Raw genomic sequence first — 15710 nt, forward strand, 5'->3', positions numbered from 1 at the left:
CTCCTTTCGTTCCGTCCAAATTTAAAAGAGCAGACTTTCCTCATCGGCACTATGGATGCGATTGATGTGAAGCAAGGCGTGAAAACGGGTTAGCACCTCGCCATCGACCTGTTCAGGCAGCCGCTCCCGTATTTCGGCAATCAATTTTCTCATAAGGTCATGGTCACGTTTTAACCGTGCAACCGTTTCAGCCAGATCTTCTCCCTCTCCGGCCTTTTCACGGTAAAACCCTTCCTCTTCGGCCTCGGCGTGGGCAATGACCCGTTTTTCCCAATGTTCGGCAAGCGCATCCGCCACCTCAGCAAGATGCTCGCTGCGCCGCTCGTCATACAGTTTTTCCAGCAAATCGGTCAGACGTTTCGCCTCAGCAAATGCCCCATGATGAATGGAGCGATGCGCGTCCAACTTTCGCAGCGATGGGCCGCCCATTTGATCACCTCACTTCCTGAATACCTATATTTCCCCTTTATTAACCTATGTTTTCCAAACAGTAGGTATGTTATGCCGAATAGGGAGGGGAAAGGAAAAGAAGCTCCTTTTCCCTAATGCGCTCCCCCTCAATTTCTACCGAGAGCAACTTGTGGTGTGACGGAGTTCGCATACAATCTGTACACAAGTTGTTTAAAATGAGGAAAAAGTGAGAAAGAAGGTGGCGAAATGTTGCATCCTCCGATCCGCCTCGGAGTCGATGTACTAGTACAATCATTAGCCGTTCAAGGAATCAGCCGCGTATTTGGCTGCTGCCATGACAGCACATTGCCGGTTCGCCAAGCACTCGAAACCTCCTCCCGCCTGTCGTATATCGAAATGAAGCACGAACAAGCGGCTGTTCATGCGGCGGACGGGTATGCGCGTGCTTCGGGGAAATTAGGAGTGGCGATCATCGGGGCAGGGGGCGGAATCACAAACGGTATTACCGGAATCGCAACCGCATTAAGCGACTCCGTCCCATTGCTTATCATTGTCACGCGTCCCTCTCCGGAAAACGACTTGTATGCTCCTGACCTCGATGTGTTTAGCCTTTGCACACCGGTTACGAAATACCATTTGCAAGTGAACGAAATCAGCGGCATCCCATCAACCATCCAGCACGCCTATGAAATTGCGCTAAGTGGAAGACCAGGGCCGGTGACGGTGGAAATTCCAACTCATCTTCTCCGCCAGGAGGCGACGGCGTCCTACCCGATGCCAAAAGCTTCACTCCCGAAACCGAAGAAAATACCGAAAAAATCGTTGGAAGCCGCCATTGCCGCCATTGAAAGCGCCAAAAAACCGGTCTTGTTTATCGGCGGTGGGGTCATCAGCTCCGGCGCCTCGGAACTGGTGCGCGAGGTGGCCATAAAAGGCCAAATCCCCGTTGTCAGCTCGTTGATGGGAATTGGCGCTTTCGCTCAAAATCCGTTATACTTAGGAATGCTCGGCATGCACGGGACTTATGCGGCCAATAAAGCGGTCCATCAATGCGACTTGCTCATTTGCGCCGGCGTGCGCTTCAGCGACCGGGTGACGGGAAAAATGAGCGGATTTTCGCCAAAATCGAAAAAAATTCATGTCGATATTGACGCTTCCGAGATTAACAAAAACATCCGTGTCGACCTTCCGATTGTCGGGGATGCGAAACAATTTTTCCATTCTTTAATCGATCGGCTCCGCTATCCACTCATCCGGGAACATACGAAAGACTGGGTGGCGGAAGCGACACAGTGGCGGCGGACGGTGCCCCGCTTCGATACGTCTGCAAGCCGCCTAAAGCCGCAAAAAGTCATCCAAATGCTTTCAGCTCTCGCAGGAGACGAGGCGATTGTGGTCACCGACGTCGGCCAACACCAAATATGGACAGCCCATCATTATGCCTTTACCAAACCGCGGTCCTTTTTAACGTCCGGCGGACTCGGGACGATGGGGTACGGCCTCCCGGCAGCCATCGGCGCCGCTGTCGCTGCGCCGGGCCAAACGGTCATTTGTGTGACCGGGGACGGCAGTTTTCAAATGAATCTTCAAGAAATGTTGACGGCTGTTGCACACAACCTCCCGATTAAAATCGCCGTATTAAACAACGGGTATTTGGGGATGGTGCGCCAGTGGCAGGAACTGTTTTACCAAGGGCGCTATTCAGCCGTGAAAATTACTTCGCCTGATTTTGCTAAGCTGGCCGGGGCATACGGGGCGGCCGGGTATGCGGCCGACTCGGAAGCAGAGGCAGAGGCGATCATCAAAAAAGCGTTAGCGCACAATGGACCGGTCTTGCTTGATTTTAACATCGCCGAGGAAGAAAACGTTTATCCGATCGTTCCCCCTGGGCAAAGCAACGACCAAGCTATTTTGGCGCGCTGATGGGAAGAGCGCCCGACCGGCCGTTGTTTGCGGCCTGCCGGACGCTCTTTTTTCTTGTCGGTTGTGATGCGAATCACTTCTTTTTCTTTTTGCCGCCGTATAATAAGAGCTATAGGGCTTTGGGCGGCCATCTCCCGTTTGGGGAAACGGGGGAACATTAATGTCCGCTTGTTTCCGCGCCGTCGTCTTCACCGGTTTCTGTGACTTTCAGCGTGGCGACGGCTCCTTTTTGTGCATGGTTAAACTGATGAGTGACGATCGGGTACGTTCCCGGTTTGGTGACGGTAAATTCGACAACCGCGCCGCCGCTTGCCGGAAGCATCACCGTTTGCATTCCCTTTAGATGATTGCTCGGGTTGCCGTCAAGATACACATCATCGAAGACAGTGCCGACGACGTGGAACGAACTCACCTCGTTCGGGCCAACGTTATTGACATACAAGCGAATTTTCTCGCCGACTTTCGCAAGCAACGGTTTTTCTTTCAGCGTGAACGTATCCCCGTTTGTGTTCAGGTCACCAGGCTTCAGCGCTTTCGTCGAGAAAGCGACGTAGCTTGGCACTCCGTTTTGGAAGTCATTCATATCGTTATATTTGTACCACTCGTTTTGGATGAGCACATATTCGCGGTCGACTTCTTTATCGGTCGGATAGCCGTTTTTCGGCTTGACGATGATCACACCGTGCATGCCGTTGGCGATATGCTGCAACACTGGCTTCGTGCCGCAATGGTACATAAACACACCCGGTTTGTTCGCCGGATACGTGAACGTTCCCGATTCGTTTGGCATCACATCAATAAAATCTTCGGACGGAGCAGCGTGGACGGCATGGAAATCCATGCTGTGCGGGATGACCGGATCCATATTTTTCTGTGAAAATCCATAAAACCCGGTCAACTCTGTATATCCTGTGATCAGTTTGGATACACTACAAATGGCCAAAAAAGACAACAGGAAAGCAGAGGTGCCTTATTTTTAGGCATCTCGTATATTCTGTATTCATTTTGGCTATACTAACTTACTTGTGGTCCCCAAAACGGTTCTTTTCGGGAAAGCATGCAGTAAATGGTGACAAGCATTCGGTGCGCGATCGCAACGAGTGCTTTTTTCTTTCCCCGGCGAGCCGCCAATGACCAAAATTTCGCCGCCAACGGTTGATTCCTGCATCGGGATAACGCCCATGCCGCCTCGCATAACGCGGATTTAATATGAGGATTCCCCTTTACCGTTCGTGTACTTTTGCGTTTTCCAGCGCTTTCGTGATTTCCCGGGGCCACCCCAGCCCAAGAAGCGAGGCGCTGCGGTGTCGGGAACTGTCCCATATCCACTCCGATTTCGGCGATGATGACGGCGGCGGTTTCCTTTTTCACTCCAGGAATCGTCATCAGAAGATCCACTTCCTGTTGATACGGTTGTAAGAGATGGTCGATGCGTTGGTCCATCTCCTGAATCAAGCTTTCCAAATACTCGATGTGCTTCCACGATTGGCGAATCATGAACAACTCATGTTCGGTTAATGTCCCAAAGAGCGATTCCTGAATTTGTTGCTTTTTCCCTTTCATTCTTCCGTGAAGGCAAGCGTCGATATCGGCTTCTTCGATGTACCCCTGTTCCATTAAACGGGTCAAGAGTTTTCGGCCCGATACTCCGAAGATGTCGGAAATCACCGTACCCAGCTTGATATTGGAACACTCCAATACTTTATGAATTCGGTTTTTTTCCGCAATCAATTGACCCACCCACTTTTTGCGTAAACGGGTCAAGTCCCGCAATTCTCGAATTGGCGCGGGTGGCACAAAACTCTTTTCAATCAGTCCATAACGCAATAATTTAGCGATCCATTCCGCATCGGATACATCCGTTTTTCTCCCTGGGACATTCTTGATTCGCTGAGCGTTGGCCAAGGTAATGTCAAAGTAGTCCTCTAAAATGTTAAAGACCGGTTTCCAGTAAACCCCCGTACTCTCCATCGCTAGATGAGTGATTTCTCGATCCTCGAGCCATTTCAGGAGGCGAAACAAGTCTTTGGTAAACGTCGAAAACGTTTCGATCTCCTTTTGAATGTGGTCTTCTTCTCCCCAAAGCGCACAAACGACAATCGTTTTGGCATGAACATCTAAACCTGCGCAACGATGATAAAGCACATCCATGATCCGGACTCCTTCCATTGATGAATTCGCAAACAGTGAGTCCACTTGTTCGTTAGGCATTTTTCTGTTCGTAGTCACCTTTTCCAAATGAAAAGGGCTTACAATGGGTGGAACACCAAATGGACTCAAACAGTTTTTTGTACAGGGTCGAACCACCATTAAAAAGCACGTCTTTCCAAACTGTTTGCGTTCATCCTCCATTATGGAAAGAGAGATGGATTTTCATGCCTGGGTGGGGAGTAAAATTTACTCATGGATGTTTTTAATGTAAAGTGGATTGTGTCCCCTTCATTGACGACGACGAGCGGCCCTGGCGCTTGACCGTTAAACGTCCATGCTTTATACATTTTCCCTTTGTCAATTTCAATATCAGTGATTTGCGCCGTCATTTCAACGCGGACATCATGCGGGCCGATCCGCTCCATTTTCAACGGCACCGGCGCTTGGTTGACTCCTTGATGAGCGGCTAACACGTTTTCGGCAGACTGTTGCGCAGAGGCCGCTGTTCCATTTTTATTTTCCGCCTTTGCCTCCCCTCCCCCATTGCTGCATGCGGCCAAAAGCGAAGCAGCCAACGCGACGGACAACAGCGAAGACATCTTTCGGTTCATCGTTCTTCCCCCTTAAGTGATATCGTCTACACCTTTAGGGTACGGCATCTCCACTTTTCCCCTAGTGATTTGTATCACCGGCAGGCGGTCATGTTTGAATGGTTTGTGAAATAATGAACAATACAGTTTCGCAAGGTAGCAATCGTAAGGAACGTTTTCATGTTGGCTGCCAGAAAACGGAGGCCCCCTCCCTCTTATTGACCCGCTACATCGTGTCGGATAGGCAGGCATTTTTGTATCCTGTGACAGCGCACATCAAGAGATGATAACAAAAGGCCAAAAGCATGTGCCTTTGGCCTCTTTGGTTTCCGAACTATGATATTGTCTTTACGACGCGTACCGTTTCACCGGTTCGCCCGCCTTTTTGCCAAACACGACTCGGTTGAGCAAGAAGCAGATCAAGGTAAACAAGCCAAGAAGCATGAAACCAAGCGCGTATGAGCCGGTTGCGTCTTTAATGATTCCCATTAAAATCGGCGGGAAAAAGCCGCCAAGTCCGCCCCAGGCGCCAACAAGACCGGTGACCGCACCTGTCTCAGCCGGGAACAGCTGCGGAACGAGCTTGAAAACTGCACCGTTGCCTAACCCAGACATTGCCGCGAGCAGCAGGCAAGCCACTGTCATCACCCAAATGTTTTCCATTCCAAACGCGACCGTTAAGGCGCCGAGCGTCATCCCAGCGTACACAAACGTCAATACCCGTTCAGCACCGATTTTATCACCAAGGTAGCCGCCGATCGGCCGGGCGAGCGTCGCGATAACCGTAAACCCGGCTGCGCGCATTCCGGCATCGACCGGTGTCAAACCGTACAAATCCACAAGCAACGACGGCAAGTAAATGCCAAAGGCAACGAACGCCCCAAACGTAACGAAGTAAAAGAGCGACAGCGTCCACGTATGTTTATATTTGAGCACCGACAGCGATTCGCGCATCGTTTTTTGCTGTTTTGGCTTCGGCATATCCGGTGTGAAAAACCAAACGAGAACAAGCATGATGACAACCGGGATGATCATCCCCCAAAACGCCCACGGTACACCGAACGCCGCGGCAATCGATGGAACGGAAAAGCTGGCGACCGCCGTGCCGAAGTTCCCCATCGCGTTAATCCCGAGCGCTGTCCCTTGTTTTTCCGGCGGAGTCAAGCGAGACACAAACGTCACCGAGATCGAAAACGACGTTCCGGCCATGCCGATGAAAAACGCCCAAAACATGAGCATCGCATATGAATCAGCAAACCCTGCCCCAACAAGCGGAATGATTAAAAACAACAGCAACAGCGAAAACAGCCTTCTCCCGCCGATCCGGTCCGTCCAAATGCCAAGCGGCAAACGCATGATCGAGCCGAGCAGCACCGGAATGGCGACCAAAATGCTTTTTTGTGTCGATGTCAGTCCATACATTTCTTGGAATGTACTCGCGAGCGGTGAAAAGACGGCCCATACAGCGAATGAAAATGTCATTGCCAACGTTGTGATCGGCAACAACGCCTTTTGTTTATTCATGAAAAGCCCCTCCCTAACCTTCAAAATATGTGGCTTTGTTTGTAATTCCATCATACGCAGGCACGGAAAATAGATTTGTGAGGTTTATCACATTTGCCGTTGTTGTCACCGTTTCGTCAAAGTTGCTGTCACGTTTTTGTCAAAAATGGCTTTTCATCATTATATTGTTTTCTTGCCCAAGCGGCGCATGTATGACAAAAACAGCCATAAAAAAATCCGTTCCTACCAAGGAACGGATGCAGTCGATTAGGTGAAGCACGTTTTTTGCCGCGTTCAAGGCTTTCCAAACATCCCCGCCCCGCGCAAAGTGCCGGCGCCATGCACCATCGACCACGGAAACCGGAAAAGGCCATGCCCGTTCTCACCCGTGCGCCCGGATTTCCTGCCTCACAAATAACAAATAAGCCGCCGCAAAGCAGATGAGAGTGGCCGCGATCAAGGCGGTCGCCTGCGGCCAAATGAGCAGCAAACTTTGCGAAAATGGCAAAGGACCGGCGATGGCGCCAGCGGTCTGTTCGACGGTGACGATCCCCAGCGCCCGGACGTCCGGCGACAACAGCGCGGCTGTCGACTCGTTAAAGCGAGCCTTGAACCGAAAGGGGGAAGCTTAACACCGACAGGGCCGGAAACGTTTATCGTCAACTTAGAACGCCAATGATGTTTCGCGCTAAACAGCGAAAACGGGGAAGGGCGCCTTCCCCCTTCCCCGTATGTTTCGGACACATCACCAACGTCCGCCGCGTGCACCCGGGCGCCGTCCCGCGAACGCGGCGGCGCCGCCATTTTAGAAGAACCGGCCGGTTTTCACCGCCCCTTTACAATTGACTGCGCTCTTTTGTCCGCAGCGCCTTTGGAATGTAAACACAATACGGCTCGCTTTCCAAATAGTCGCCAGTCACCGCGTACGCCCGCGAGCGCGAGCCGCCGCACACATGGCGAAACTCGCAAACGCCGCATTTCCCTTTGTATTTGTCCGGATTGCGCAAATCTTGGAAAATCGGCGAGTGTCGGTAAATGTCCGCAAGCGGCGTTTCCCGGACGTTCCCTGCCTTCACCGGCAGCAGCCCGCTCGGGTAGACGTCGCCGATATGGGAAATGAAGACGAAACCGTTGCCGTCGTTTACCCCTTTCGGCGCGCGGCCGAGCCCGTCGACCTGCCCGGTCAACCCTTGGTTCAACACGTCTTCGTAACGGATGCCGCCTTTCGCCGCTTTTCCTTCGCGCATTTTCGCCTGCAGCACGACGCGGCGGTAATGCTGGCCTGCCGTTGTTTTGATGTCAAACGGAACGCGCTTGCTCGTTTCATACAGCCAGCGGAACACCCGCTCATGCTCAACCGGAGAAATCATATCCTCCTCTTTTCCCCTGCCTGTCGGCACAAGGAAAAAGACGCTCCAAAGGACGCATTTTAACTTCTCGACGAGCGCCACCATCTCGTCAAGCACATGAACATTGTACCGCGAAATGACGGTGTTGATTTGCACGGGAATGTCAAGTTCATGCAAGTAGTGAATCGCGCGGATCGTCAAATCGAATGAGCCGCTCGTGCCGCGGAAATGGTCGTGAATCTCGGCATTCGGCCCGTCAAGACTGAACGCCCAGCGCGACAAGCCGACTTCTTTCGCCTTGCGGATCGCTTCTTTCGTCACGTTCGGCGTCGCGCTCGGCGTCATCGACACGCGCAATCCTTTGTCGATCGCATATTTCGCCAAATCGTACACATCCGGCCGCATGAGCGGATCGCCTCCCGTAAAGACGAGCATCGGCTGATCCATCTCGTAAATGTCATCGATCAGCTTTTTCCCTTCCTCAAACGTCAACTCGCGCGGATCGCGATGATATTGCGCTTCGGCGCGGCAATGAAGGCATTTTAATTGACACGCCCTCGTCAACTCCCAAATAACGATAAACGGGTTTTCATTGAAATCGCGCATCATGTCCCCTCCTCGGCCTCCATTGTACCGCAACACTTAGGCGCATTATGTGATATCCATCACATCCGCAGCGAGGCCACAACAGATGGCGATCGCACCTTGAATGAAGACGACGGCCGCGTGTACGATCGGATGTGGCGACAGATCCTCAGCTGCAACAAAAAATGATTAAAAGCAGCCCGGATACATACCTGTTGAAATCGCCATTCTATTCCAACAGTTAATGGTGTTAATCGCCATAATTAAGTCTACGTATTCCTTTTCACTAAAAAACTGGCGAACCTTTTCATACAAATGTTGGGGAACCCCATTATTTGAAATAAGCGTAACTGCTTCGGTTAATTCCAGTACCGCCTTTTCTTTCTCAGAAAAAATGTCGTAAGCTTCACGCCAAACGCTAATTAAATTAATACGTTGTGCAGTTTCTCCCATGTTTCGTAAATCCCTAGTGTGCATATCTACACAAAAGGCGCATCCGTTAATTTGTGAGGCACGAATTTTAATTAGCTCATAGAGCGTTTTGTCGAGCCCACTCTTGTTCATAAATTCCTCTAGTTTAGTTAGGGTTTCAAATGCTTCTGGGTTTTCAATACGGTAATTGAAGCGCAGGGTCATCACCGTTCTCCTCCTTTTTAGACAATTTTCTCCGCACTTACCTTGATCCCCCTCTTCAGCCCTAGTATAGAACGCACCACTTCCTTTCGATGCCAGCGAAAATTACACAGCGGTGGATCTATACGCCTTTCCTCTTCTTTCACCGTCGGCCCACGATAATGCCAACGAAGGCAAGCCGCCTATCAAAAGCAGCATCTATCTGAGCGGCTTTCGTATTGTTGTTGTGTATTCACATTGTGCCACACTTTCTCCTCGACACCGAGCTGATTCGTGTCAATATACCGGACGCGAATCCGTTCAAGGAGCGCCGTCATCCGCCGTTCACCGATATCAAGCAGCTCGGCGATCACAGGGCTGAGCCGCCGGTGGTATAAGGCGACCAATGGCTCCGGACGGCCGCCATGGAGCGGGACGATGGCATCAACCATCGGATCGATATAGGAAACAAGCCGATTCGTCACTTCCTGCCGCATGTACGGCATGTCGCACGGCAGGACGAACACCCAATCCGCCTGGCTCTGTTCCATCACGGTGTAAATGCCGGCAAGCGGCCCACAGCCGCGGCAGCGCTCCACGTCAAGCAACACCGGGATGTCCGTTTGCCGGCGGAATTCATCGACAAGCGACGGGTGGCTGACGATATACAGTTCATCGGCGACAGACCGCAATGCCGCAACAGACCAGGTGAAAAACGGCGCGCCTTCGTGCAGCGCAAACGCCTTCGGCCGCCCGAATCGGCGCGACTGGCCGCCGGCGAGCACCGCTCCGGCAATGGTTGGTTTCATCACCCTTCCCCTTTCCGGACATCGTTTGTTTTTACCGTACCATACGAACCGTCGAAAAAAAAAGATTTCCGCCTGCAGACGGAAATCCCGATGAAACGGTGCAGTTATTTCTTTCCGATCGCCACCCGCCATACGTCCGGCCCTTCCTCCAAATACTCCCACGTAAATTCGTCCGGACGCTCCATCATGAACTGGTATTGCAATGGACGCGGGTCGTGGTCGTTCACCAGTTCCATCACTTCCCCCGGCTTTAAGCTGTCAAACAGCCGGAAAATCGCCGGATGGCGATCGCGCGGCGGATAGTCCGGGGCGTGGATTTTTGCGGCAAATTGGCTCATAACGTCGGCCTCCTTTGTAGTATAATGAATTATATACTCATCATAGCCGCTTTGGCCTACGACGGTAGTGACGCGCGTCACAGCCGGACGGTGAACATTTTCAATCCCTGTGAAAGGAGAAATGGCGGTTGGAAGAGCTTGTTGGCTTTTGCGCGCAATGCGGCAAGCCGATCCATTGTCTGCATGGGTTTTTAAACGGTGTCGTCAGCCGGGAAACAGAGACGTTATACTGCTTTCCGTGCCATGACAAGCAAAAAGAGAAAGAAAACAGCGAAACGAGCGAATGCCACGGGCGATAATCTTTATTGGTGAAAACGTTTCAAAATGAAACGCACAGCGGATTCCGCTGTGCGTGTTTGTTTTTACTCTTCTTCAGCTAAGTTTACGACCGGCAGCTCTTCCCCTTCGCGATGCGTCGGTTTGCGCAAGTGGAACATCACTTTCACCGCAAAGGCAAGCAAGGCGACGACGCCGATTAAAAAGATCGTATCCGGAACGAAGCGGATGAGCAACAAGTTTTGCACGATGTCTTGCTGCAGGAAAGACGGCGAACGCGACGCCCAATAGCCGTTCACAAATGCTTCTTTGATTTGCAACACCCCGACCGGAAGAAGCGTGATGACGATCATGCCTGCAAGCCCGATATTTAACATCCAGCACGAGAATTTCAGCCATTTGTCATTCCATGCTTCCGGTTTGACGATGTTGCGCAGCGAGTAAAGAAGCACGGCAATCGCGAACATGCCATACACGCCCATCATCGCCCCGTGGCCGTGGGCCGGCGTTAAAAACTGCCCGTGTTCAAAGTAGCTGACAGCCGGCAAGTTGATGAGAAAACCGAGCACGCCGGCGCCGACTAAGTTCCAAATAGCGGTCGAAATTAAGAACCAGAACGTCGCTTTGTACGGGAAGTTGACCCCGCCGTCGCGCATCATTTTGTATTGTTCGTACGCTTCCAAAATGAGCAGTGTAAGCGGGATGACTTCAAGCGCCGAGAACACCGCCCCAAGGGCGATCCAAATTTCCGGTGAACCGTTGTAGTAATAGTGGTGTCCGATGCCGATCACACCGCTGCCCAACAAAAGAGTAAATTGGAAATAGAGCGCTCGAACGGTCGATTTTTTCGTCACAAGCCGCATTTGCACGAGCAAGAATCCGATCACAACAACGGCAAACACTTCAAAAATCCCTTCCACCCATAAGTGGATGATCCACCAACGCCAAAAGTCGGCCATCGTAAAGTTCGTATCCGGCTCCATAAAGAAGGCGAAAATGTAGAAGAACGGAACGGCGATGGCTGAGTAAAACAGCAAGTGGATGAGCCCGCCTCTGTCGCTTTCCCGCTTCAGCCCGCGTTTGACACCGCGGAAGACGATAAACAGCCAAAGCAGCATGCCCACGACTAAAATAATTTGCCAGACGCGGCCAAGTTCAAGGTATTCCCAACCTTGGTGGCCAAACAAGAACCAGCTGTTTCCTAAGTAACCGTTGACGCCGAGCCATTGGCCGATCATGCTGCCGCCGACAAGGACGACAAGCGCCCAAAACAGGAGATCGACAAGCAGCCCTTGCTTTTTCGGCTCTTGTCCGCCGACAAGCGGAGCGACGAAAATTCCCATGCCAAGCCATGCCGTTGCGATCCAGAAAATGGCCAACTGCAAATGGTAACTTTTAGCGATATTAAACGGCAGCAAGTCGTAAATCCCATCAATGCCAAAGAAACTGTCCGGCTCGGTGTAGTAGTGGGCAAGCAACGCCCCGAACATCGTTTGCACGAAGAACAGTGCCGCGACGACAACGAAATATTTGCCCGCTTTCACTTGCGAAGCGGTGAGCGGCTGCCGCCGCAAATCGATAACCGGAAACTTCCCTTCCGCATACGCCTCTTGCATCCCTAACTGATAGCGGTAAAACACGTACAAAATGATCCCGACGAACAAAATCAAAATCGTGACGCTGGCGCCGCTCCACCAGACAGCCGAGAACGACATCGTATTGCCGGCGTCTTCATAATATGGCCAGTTGTTCGTATACGTAATTTCGTCGCCAATTCTCAACGTGCTCGACAGCCAGGCGGTCCAGAAGAAAAAGTCAGCAATTTGTTGGATTTGATCGCCCTCAGCGACCCAAGCGCGATCCGTTTTTGGCATATCGGTTTCCTTAATCAATCCTTTTTTCAATCCCCAACCGTCGCCATTCGTAAACACGTCGCGGTAATAGTCGCGCACGTTTTCAAGCCCGTACACTTGGGCGTCCGTTAACACCAGCACATCGGTTACCGGATTATAGCGGTTTTTTCGCATTTCGCTGATGACTTGTTCGCGAATGACCGTTTTTTCCTCATCCGTTAACTCGGAAAACGGCTTGTTGTATTTCTCGTTTGCTTTGTAGTCTTGCATGCCTTCCGTGTAAACTTTGAGCGCTTCGGCTGTGTAGTCCGGTCCCATATACGACCCGTGGCCCAGCACGGTGCCGTAATCCATCAGCCCGTATTTTTGGAAGACAGCTTGCCCGCCGATGATCGTTTCTTTCGTCATCAGCACTTGACCGTCTTCGCTGCGCACTTCTTTTGGCCTTGGCGCCATCTCTTTAAAAATCCAATACCCGCCGACAAGCAGGACGGTAAAGCTGATTAAAATGGTGAAAATAAGAATGGATTTGAGAAAACTATTGGTCGTTTGCCGCCCCGGCCGGACATTGGGGCGAACGGATCGCTGAATCTCCATGTAGCGCAACCTCCTTCTCGTTTGTTCGTCCCCATTGTAGCGCTCTTCGCTTTGACCGATTTGTGAGCGGGGGCAAACATCCACTATGATTTATATCACAGCTTTGAAGTGTGAGAATTTATACAATGAAGGCAGAAGGCGCCAAACGGTGCGGCTTTTCAACAAAAGAAAGGCATCGATGTCCCATTGGCAATTGTCACACTTTTGTCACATTTCCAAAGGAGAGAACGCCATGGCGAACCATTGGATGAAAGACCGTCTCAAAACCGTTCCGTTGTTTCGCGAACTGTCCGATTACGAGCTCGACTCGCTTGTCGCCATCTCCCACGTGCGCGTCTACAAGCCGCGGACGTTCGTCTTTATGCAAGGCGACCCGCTCGAGCGCGTCTATTTCATTCATTCCGGCACGGTGAAAATTTATAAAACCGACTTGAGCGGAAAAGAACAAATCGTTTCGCTTTTGCAGACGGGAGAAATGTTTCCGCACGCCGGCTTTTTCTTAAAAGGCACGTATCCGGCTCACGCTGAAGTGGTCGAGGAAGCGACGTTGGTCGCCATTCCGATCCACGATTTCGAGCAAGTGCTGATGGCGAGTCCTGAGCTATGCATGAAACTGTTTCGCGTCATGGGGGAAAAAATCGTCGACTTGCAAAACCGGCTTGAGGCCCAGGTGCTCCATAATACGTACGAACAAATCGTGCTTCTATTGTTGCGGCTGACGCGCACGAACGCCGTCAAGCAAGGGAAATGGCACCGCCTCACCGCCCATGTGACAAACCGCGAACTGGCCAATATGATCGGCACGGCGCGGGAAACGGTGAGCCGGACGTTAAGCCAGCTGAAACGAAAAGGGTTGATTCATGTCGATGAACACGGCTTTTATTTGATCGATCAGGAAGGGTTGGAAAAAGAAATCTTTTTCTAACGATCTATGTGTGAGCCATATCACAACACCGGTTGTTGAAAATGATTATCATAGTAGTCAAAAAGGAGGAAATGTACATGGCTGTCACGATCGAACTCGATGTGCGCGAAGACTTGCGGCAAAAACGGGAACCGTTTGAAAAGATTATGAACGCCATTAAGCCGCTGCAGCCGGGCGATACGTTCATTTTGCATGCCCCGTTCAAGCCGCTGCCGCTGTTTCCGATTATGAAAGCGAAAGGATTTACGTACGAGGCCGAACAAATCGAGAAAAAACATTGGAAAGTGACGTTCACCAAACAGGGGGGAGACAAATGATCCTAGACAACCGCGGATTGGAGCCGCCGCAACCGATGATGCGGACGCTTGCCGCCCTCGCGAAACTCAATCAAGGTGAAACGTTGACGATCATCAACGACCGCCGCCCGATGTTTTTGTACGAACAGCTCGATGAGCTCGGCTACCGGCACGAAACGTTCGCACGCGAAGACGGCAGCTTCGAAATTCGAATTACGAAAGGATGAGCAACGTGTTTCCTACTCGCACGGGAACGGAAACAGACGTCCGTCTGCCGTTTTCGTTTATCATGTTCGCCGTGTTAGCGTTCGCCGTCTCGCAACTTATGCTGCTTTGGGCCGTTCCTGCCCTTAGCGGCGGCACGTTCCGGCTGCCGCTCGTCTGGGCGGCGGCCCACCTCGGCCTGCTCGGGTTCGCCTTAATGACGGCCATGGGGGCGATGTATCAACTCGTTCCCGTCGCCTTTTTGACGCCGATTTGGAGCGAGCGGCTCGGCTTTTGGCAATTTGCCGTGACAGCAACCGGCATTGTCGCGTTTGCCGTAAGCCTGGCGGTGGCGCCCAACCAGGCGTTTCTTCCCGGCTTGCTGCTTTTGCTTGGCATCGTTTTGTTCGTCTGGCAAATGGCGATGACGTTGAGAAAGCAAGAAACGAAAAACGTCATGACGCTCTTTGTCGCCACATCGCTGTTGTTTTTGCTGCTGACGGCAGCCGCCGGGGGGATGCTGGCGTTTCACTTTTTTGCCGCTACAGGCGCCAACAGCCACGAATCGGTGTTCGGGCTGCATGTGCTGTTTGGGCTGTGCGGTTGGTTTACGCTGCTTATCATCGGCTTTTCGTACAAAATGGCGCCGATGTTTTCGCTCGCCCACGGCTTTTCGCTGCGGCCGGCGCGCTACGTCTATGCGCTGTACACCGGCGGGATTGCGGTGGCGTTCGCCAGCCTATTCTCGCCAAACAAGGCAGGGCTTGCGGTCGGTGCCGCTTTGCTCATGGGCGGATTCGCCGTTTTCGCCTGGCATATCCGCGCCATTTTGCAAAAGCGAATGAAAAAAACGCTTGACCGTCCGTTTCAATTTTCCGTGACGGCGGTGGCCATCGGCCTTGCGCTGCACGCGGCCGCCGTCATCGCCATCATAGCCGGCAGCGGACGGTGGCTTGGCATCATCCTCTATCTTTCTACAATCGGCTGGATCGGCTTTAGCATCATCGGCTATTTGTTTAAAATCGTGCCGTTTTTATGGTGGACGCATCGTTACAGCGAAAAAGTCGGCCAACAAAACGTGCCGACGTTAAAACAAATGATGAACGAGCGGGCCATCACCATTCAATGCCGCCTATGGCTCGCCGCCTTGGCGCTGGCGGCTGTGGCGCTGGCTGTCGCCAGCGTGCCGCTGTTGGCCATCGCTCAAGTATTGTTAGCTGGATTAAGCGTTGCTTTTGCCGGAACGATTTTAGCGGTCTTTCGAAAATAAAGGAATGAGGAGGAAAAC

The 15710-nt window shown here is 51.9% G+C and carries 14 protein-coding genes and 3 pseudogenes; 6 read left to right on the top strand and 11 right to left on the bottom strand.

Going from position 1 to position 15710, the window contains the following annotated elements:
* Positions 1-21: 21 nt before the first annotated feature.
* Entirely contained in the window at positions 22-429 is a 408-nt protein-coding gene (locus ACTVDO_RS04745; RefSeq protein ID WP_020958907.1) for a hemerythrin domain-containing protein, read from the bottom strand.
* Between the two features lie 228 nt (positions 430-657).
* Between ACTVDO_RS04745 and ilvB the strand changes: the two genes are divergently transcribed.
* A complete protein-coding gene (ilvB, locus tag ACTVDO_RS04750; RefSeq protein ID WP_020958906.1) occupies positions 658-2334 on the top strand; it encodes a biosynthetic-type acetolactate synthase large subunit in 1677 nt (558 codons plus the stop codon).
* A 157-nt stretch (positions 2335-2491) separates the two neighbouring features.
* Here the strand turns inward: ilvB and ACTVDO_RS04755 are convergent.
* The 9 genes and pseudogenes from ACTVDO_RS04755 to ACTVDO_RS04795 form a co-directional block, all read right to left on the bottom strand.
* Positions 2492-3214, bottom strand: a pseudogene (locus ACTVDO_RS04755) (multicopper oxidase domain-containing protein); the annotation flags it as partial.
* A 134-nt stretch (positions 3215-3348) separates the two neighbouring features.
* The gene (locus ACTVDO_RS04760) at positions 3349-4485 is read right to left on the bottom strand and encodes an IS110 family transposase (RefSeq protein WP_020959521.1); all 1137 of its coding nucleotides are present in this window, start codon (positions 4483-4485) and stop codon (positions 3349-3351) included.
* A 260-nt stretch (positions 4486-4745) separates the two neighbouring features.
* Positions 4746-5096: pseudogene (locus ACTVDO_RS04765) on the bottom strand (multicopper oxidase domain-containing protein); the annotation flags it as partial.
* 327 nt (positions 5097-5423) lie between these two features.
* Positions 5424-6599: an MFS transporter gene (locus ACTVDO_RS04770; RefSeq protein WP_020958904.1), complete on the bottom strand. Its 1176-nt coding sequence runs from the start codon at positions 6597-6599 to the stop codon at positions 5424-5426.
* A gap of 361 nt (positions 6600-6960) precedes the next feature.
* Positions 6961-7179, bottom strand: a pseudogene (locus ACTVDO_RS04775) (ABC transporter permease); the annotation flags it as partial.
* Positions 7180-7414: 235 nt separating this feature from the next.
* Positions 7415-8533 carry a TIGR04053 family radical SAM/SPASM domain-containing protein gene (locus ACTVDO_RS04780; protein ID WP_020958901.1) on the bottom strand — a complete coding sequence of 373 codons (1119 nt, stop codon included), beginning with the start codon at positions 8531-8533 and terminating at the stop codon, positions 7415-7417.
* A 168-nt stretch (positions 8534-8701) separates the two neighbouring features.
* Positions 8702-9148 carry a carboxymuconolactone decarboxylase family protein gene (locus tag ACTVDO_RS04785; RefSeq protein ID WP_442901189.1) on the bottom strand — a complete coding sequence of 149 codons (447 nt, stop codon included), beginning with the start codon at positions 9146-9148 and terminating at the stop codon, positions 8702-8704.
* Positions 9149-9330: 182 nt separating this feature from the next.
* The gene (locus ACTVDO_RS04790; RefSeq protein WP_442901143.1) at positions 9331-9933 is read right to left on the bottom strand and encodes a molybdenum cofactor guanylyltransferase; all 603 of its coding nucleotides are present in this window, start codon (positions 9931-9933) and stop codon (positions 9331-9333) included.
* Positions 9934-10037: 104 nt separating this feature from the next.
* Complete coding sequence (locus ACTVDO_RS04795; RefSeq protein ID WP_020958898.1) at positions 10038-10271, bottom strand: DUF2249 domain-containing protein; 234 nt, start codon at positions 10269-10271, stop codon at positions 10038-10040.
* Between the two features lie 128 nt (positions 10272-10399).
* On the opposite strand from ACTVDO_RS04795, the gene ACTVDO_RS04800 reads away from it, so the two are divergent.
* Positions 10400-10570: a hypothetical protein gene (locus ACTVDO_RS04800; RefSeq protein ID WP_020958897.1), complete on the top strand. Its 171-nt coding sequence runs from the start codon at positions 10400-10402 to the stop codon at positions 10568-10570.
* A gap of 63 nt (positions 10571-10633) precedes the next feature.
* Here ACTVDO_RS04800 and ACTVDO_RS04805 read toward each other — a convergent pair whose 3' ends face one another.
* A complete protein-coding gene (locus tag ACTVDO_RS04805) occupies positions 10634-12997 on the bottom strand; it encodes a nitric-oxide reductase large subunit (RefSeq protein WP_020958896.1) in 2364 nt (787 codons plus the stop codon).
* Between the two features lie 232 nt (positions 12998-13229).
* Here ACTVDO_RS04805 and ACTVDO_RS04810 point away from each other — a divergent pair, with 232 nt between their 5' ends.
* The 4 genes from ACTVDO_RS04810 (at position 13230) to ACTVDO_RS04825 (ending at position 15692) form a co-directional block, all read left to right on the top strand.
* On the top strand, positions 13230-13922 hold the full coding sequence (locus tag ACTVDO_RS04810) for a Crp/Fnr family transcriptional regulator (RefSeq protein WP_020958895.1): 693 nt from the start codon (positions 13230-13232) through the stop codon (positions 13920-13922).
* A 77-nt stretch (positions 13923-13999) separates the two neighbouring features.
* Positions 14000-14239, top strand: coding sequence for a DUF2249 domain-containing protein (locus tag ACTVDO_RS04815; protein ID WP_020958894.1), 240 nt, complete (start codon positions 14000-14002; stop codon positions 14237-14239).
* Positions 14236-14445: a DUF2249 domain-containing protein gene (locus ACTVDO_RS04820; protein ID WP_020958893.1), complete on the top strand. Its 210-nt coding sequence runs from the start codon at positions 14236-14238 to the stop codon at positions 14443-14445. Before ACTVDO_RS04815 ends, ACTVDO_RS04820 begins: the two co-directional genes overlap by 4 nt.
* Positions 14442-15692 (top strand): hypothetical protein, encoded by a 1251-nt coding sequence (locus ACTVDO_RS04825; RefSeq protein ID WP_442901144.1) that lies wholly within the window; start codon positions 14442-14444, stop codon positions 15690-15692. The genes ACTVDO_RS04820 and ACTVDO_RS04825 overlap by 4 nt, the downstream gene beginning before the upstream one ends.
* The last annotated feature ends 18 nt before the right edge of the window (positions 15693-15710 follow it).

The organism is Geobacillus sp. BK01, assembly GCF_052220245.1.
Taxonomy (GTDB): Bacteria; Bacillota; Bacilli; order Bacillales; family Anoxybacillaceae; genus Geobacillus.

Bases quoted from the DNA above. Each gene is read 5' to 3' on its own strand.
- ACTVDO_RS04790 (WP_442901143.1), bottom strand. From the start codon at position 9,933: ATGAAACCAACCATTGCCGGAGCGGTGCTCGCCGGCGGCCAGTCGCGC.
- ACTVDO_RS04760 (WP_020959521.1), bottom strand. From the start codon at position 4,485: ATGGATGTGCTTTATCATCGTTGCGCAGGTTTAGATGTTCATGCCAAA.
- ACTVDO_RS04745 (WP_020958907.1), bottom strand. From the start codon at position 429: ATGGGCGGCCCATCGCTGCGAAAGTTGGACGCGCATCGCTCCATTCAT.
- ACTVDO_RS04795 (WP_020958898.1), bottom strand. From the start codon at position 10,271: ATGAGCCAATTTGCCGCAAAAATCCACGCCCCGGACTATCCGCCGCGC.
- ACTVDO_RS04780 (WP_020958901.1), bottom strand. From the start codon at position 8,533: ATGCGCGATTTCAATGAAAACCCGTTTATCGTTATTTGGGAGTTGACG.
- ACTVDO_RS04785 (WP_442901189.1), bottom strand. From the start codon at position 9,148: ATGACCCTGCGCTTCAATTACCGTATTGAAAACCCAGAAGCATTTGAA.
- ACTVDO_RS04810 (WP_020958895.1), top strand. From the start codon at position 13,230: ATGGCGAACCATTGGATGAAAGACCGTCTCAAAACCGTTCCGTTGTTT.
- ACTVDO_RS04815 (WP_020958894.1), top strand. From the start codon at position 14,000: ATGGCTGTCACGATCGAACTCGATGTGCGCGAAGACTTGCGGCAAAAA.
- ACTVDO_RS04820 (WP_020958893.1), top strand. From the start codon at position 14,236: ATGATCCTAGACAACCGCGGATTGGAGCCGCCGCAACCGATGATGCGG.
- ACTVDO_RS04770 (WP_020958904.1), bottom strand. From the start codon at position 6,599: ATGAATAAACAAAAGGCGTTGTTGCCGATCACAACGTTGGCAATGACA.
- ilvB (WP_020958906.1), top strand. From the start codon at position 658: ATGTTGCATCCTCCGATCCGCCTCGGAGTCGATGTACTAGTACAATCA.
- ACTVDO_RS04805 (WP_020958896.1), bottom strand. From the start codon at position 12,997: ATGGAGATTCAGCGATCCGTTCGCCCCAATGTCCGGCCGGGGCGGCAA.
- ACTVDO_RS04825 (WP_442901144.1), top strand. From the start codon at position 14,442: ATGAGCAACGTGTTTCCTACTCGCACGGGAACGGAAACAGACGTCCGT.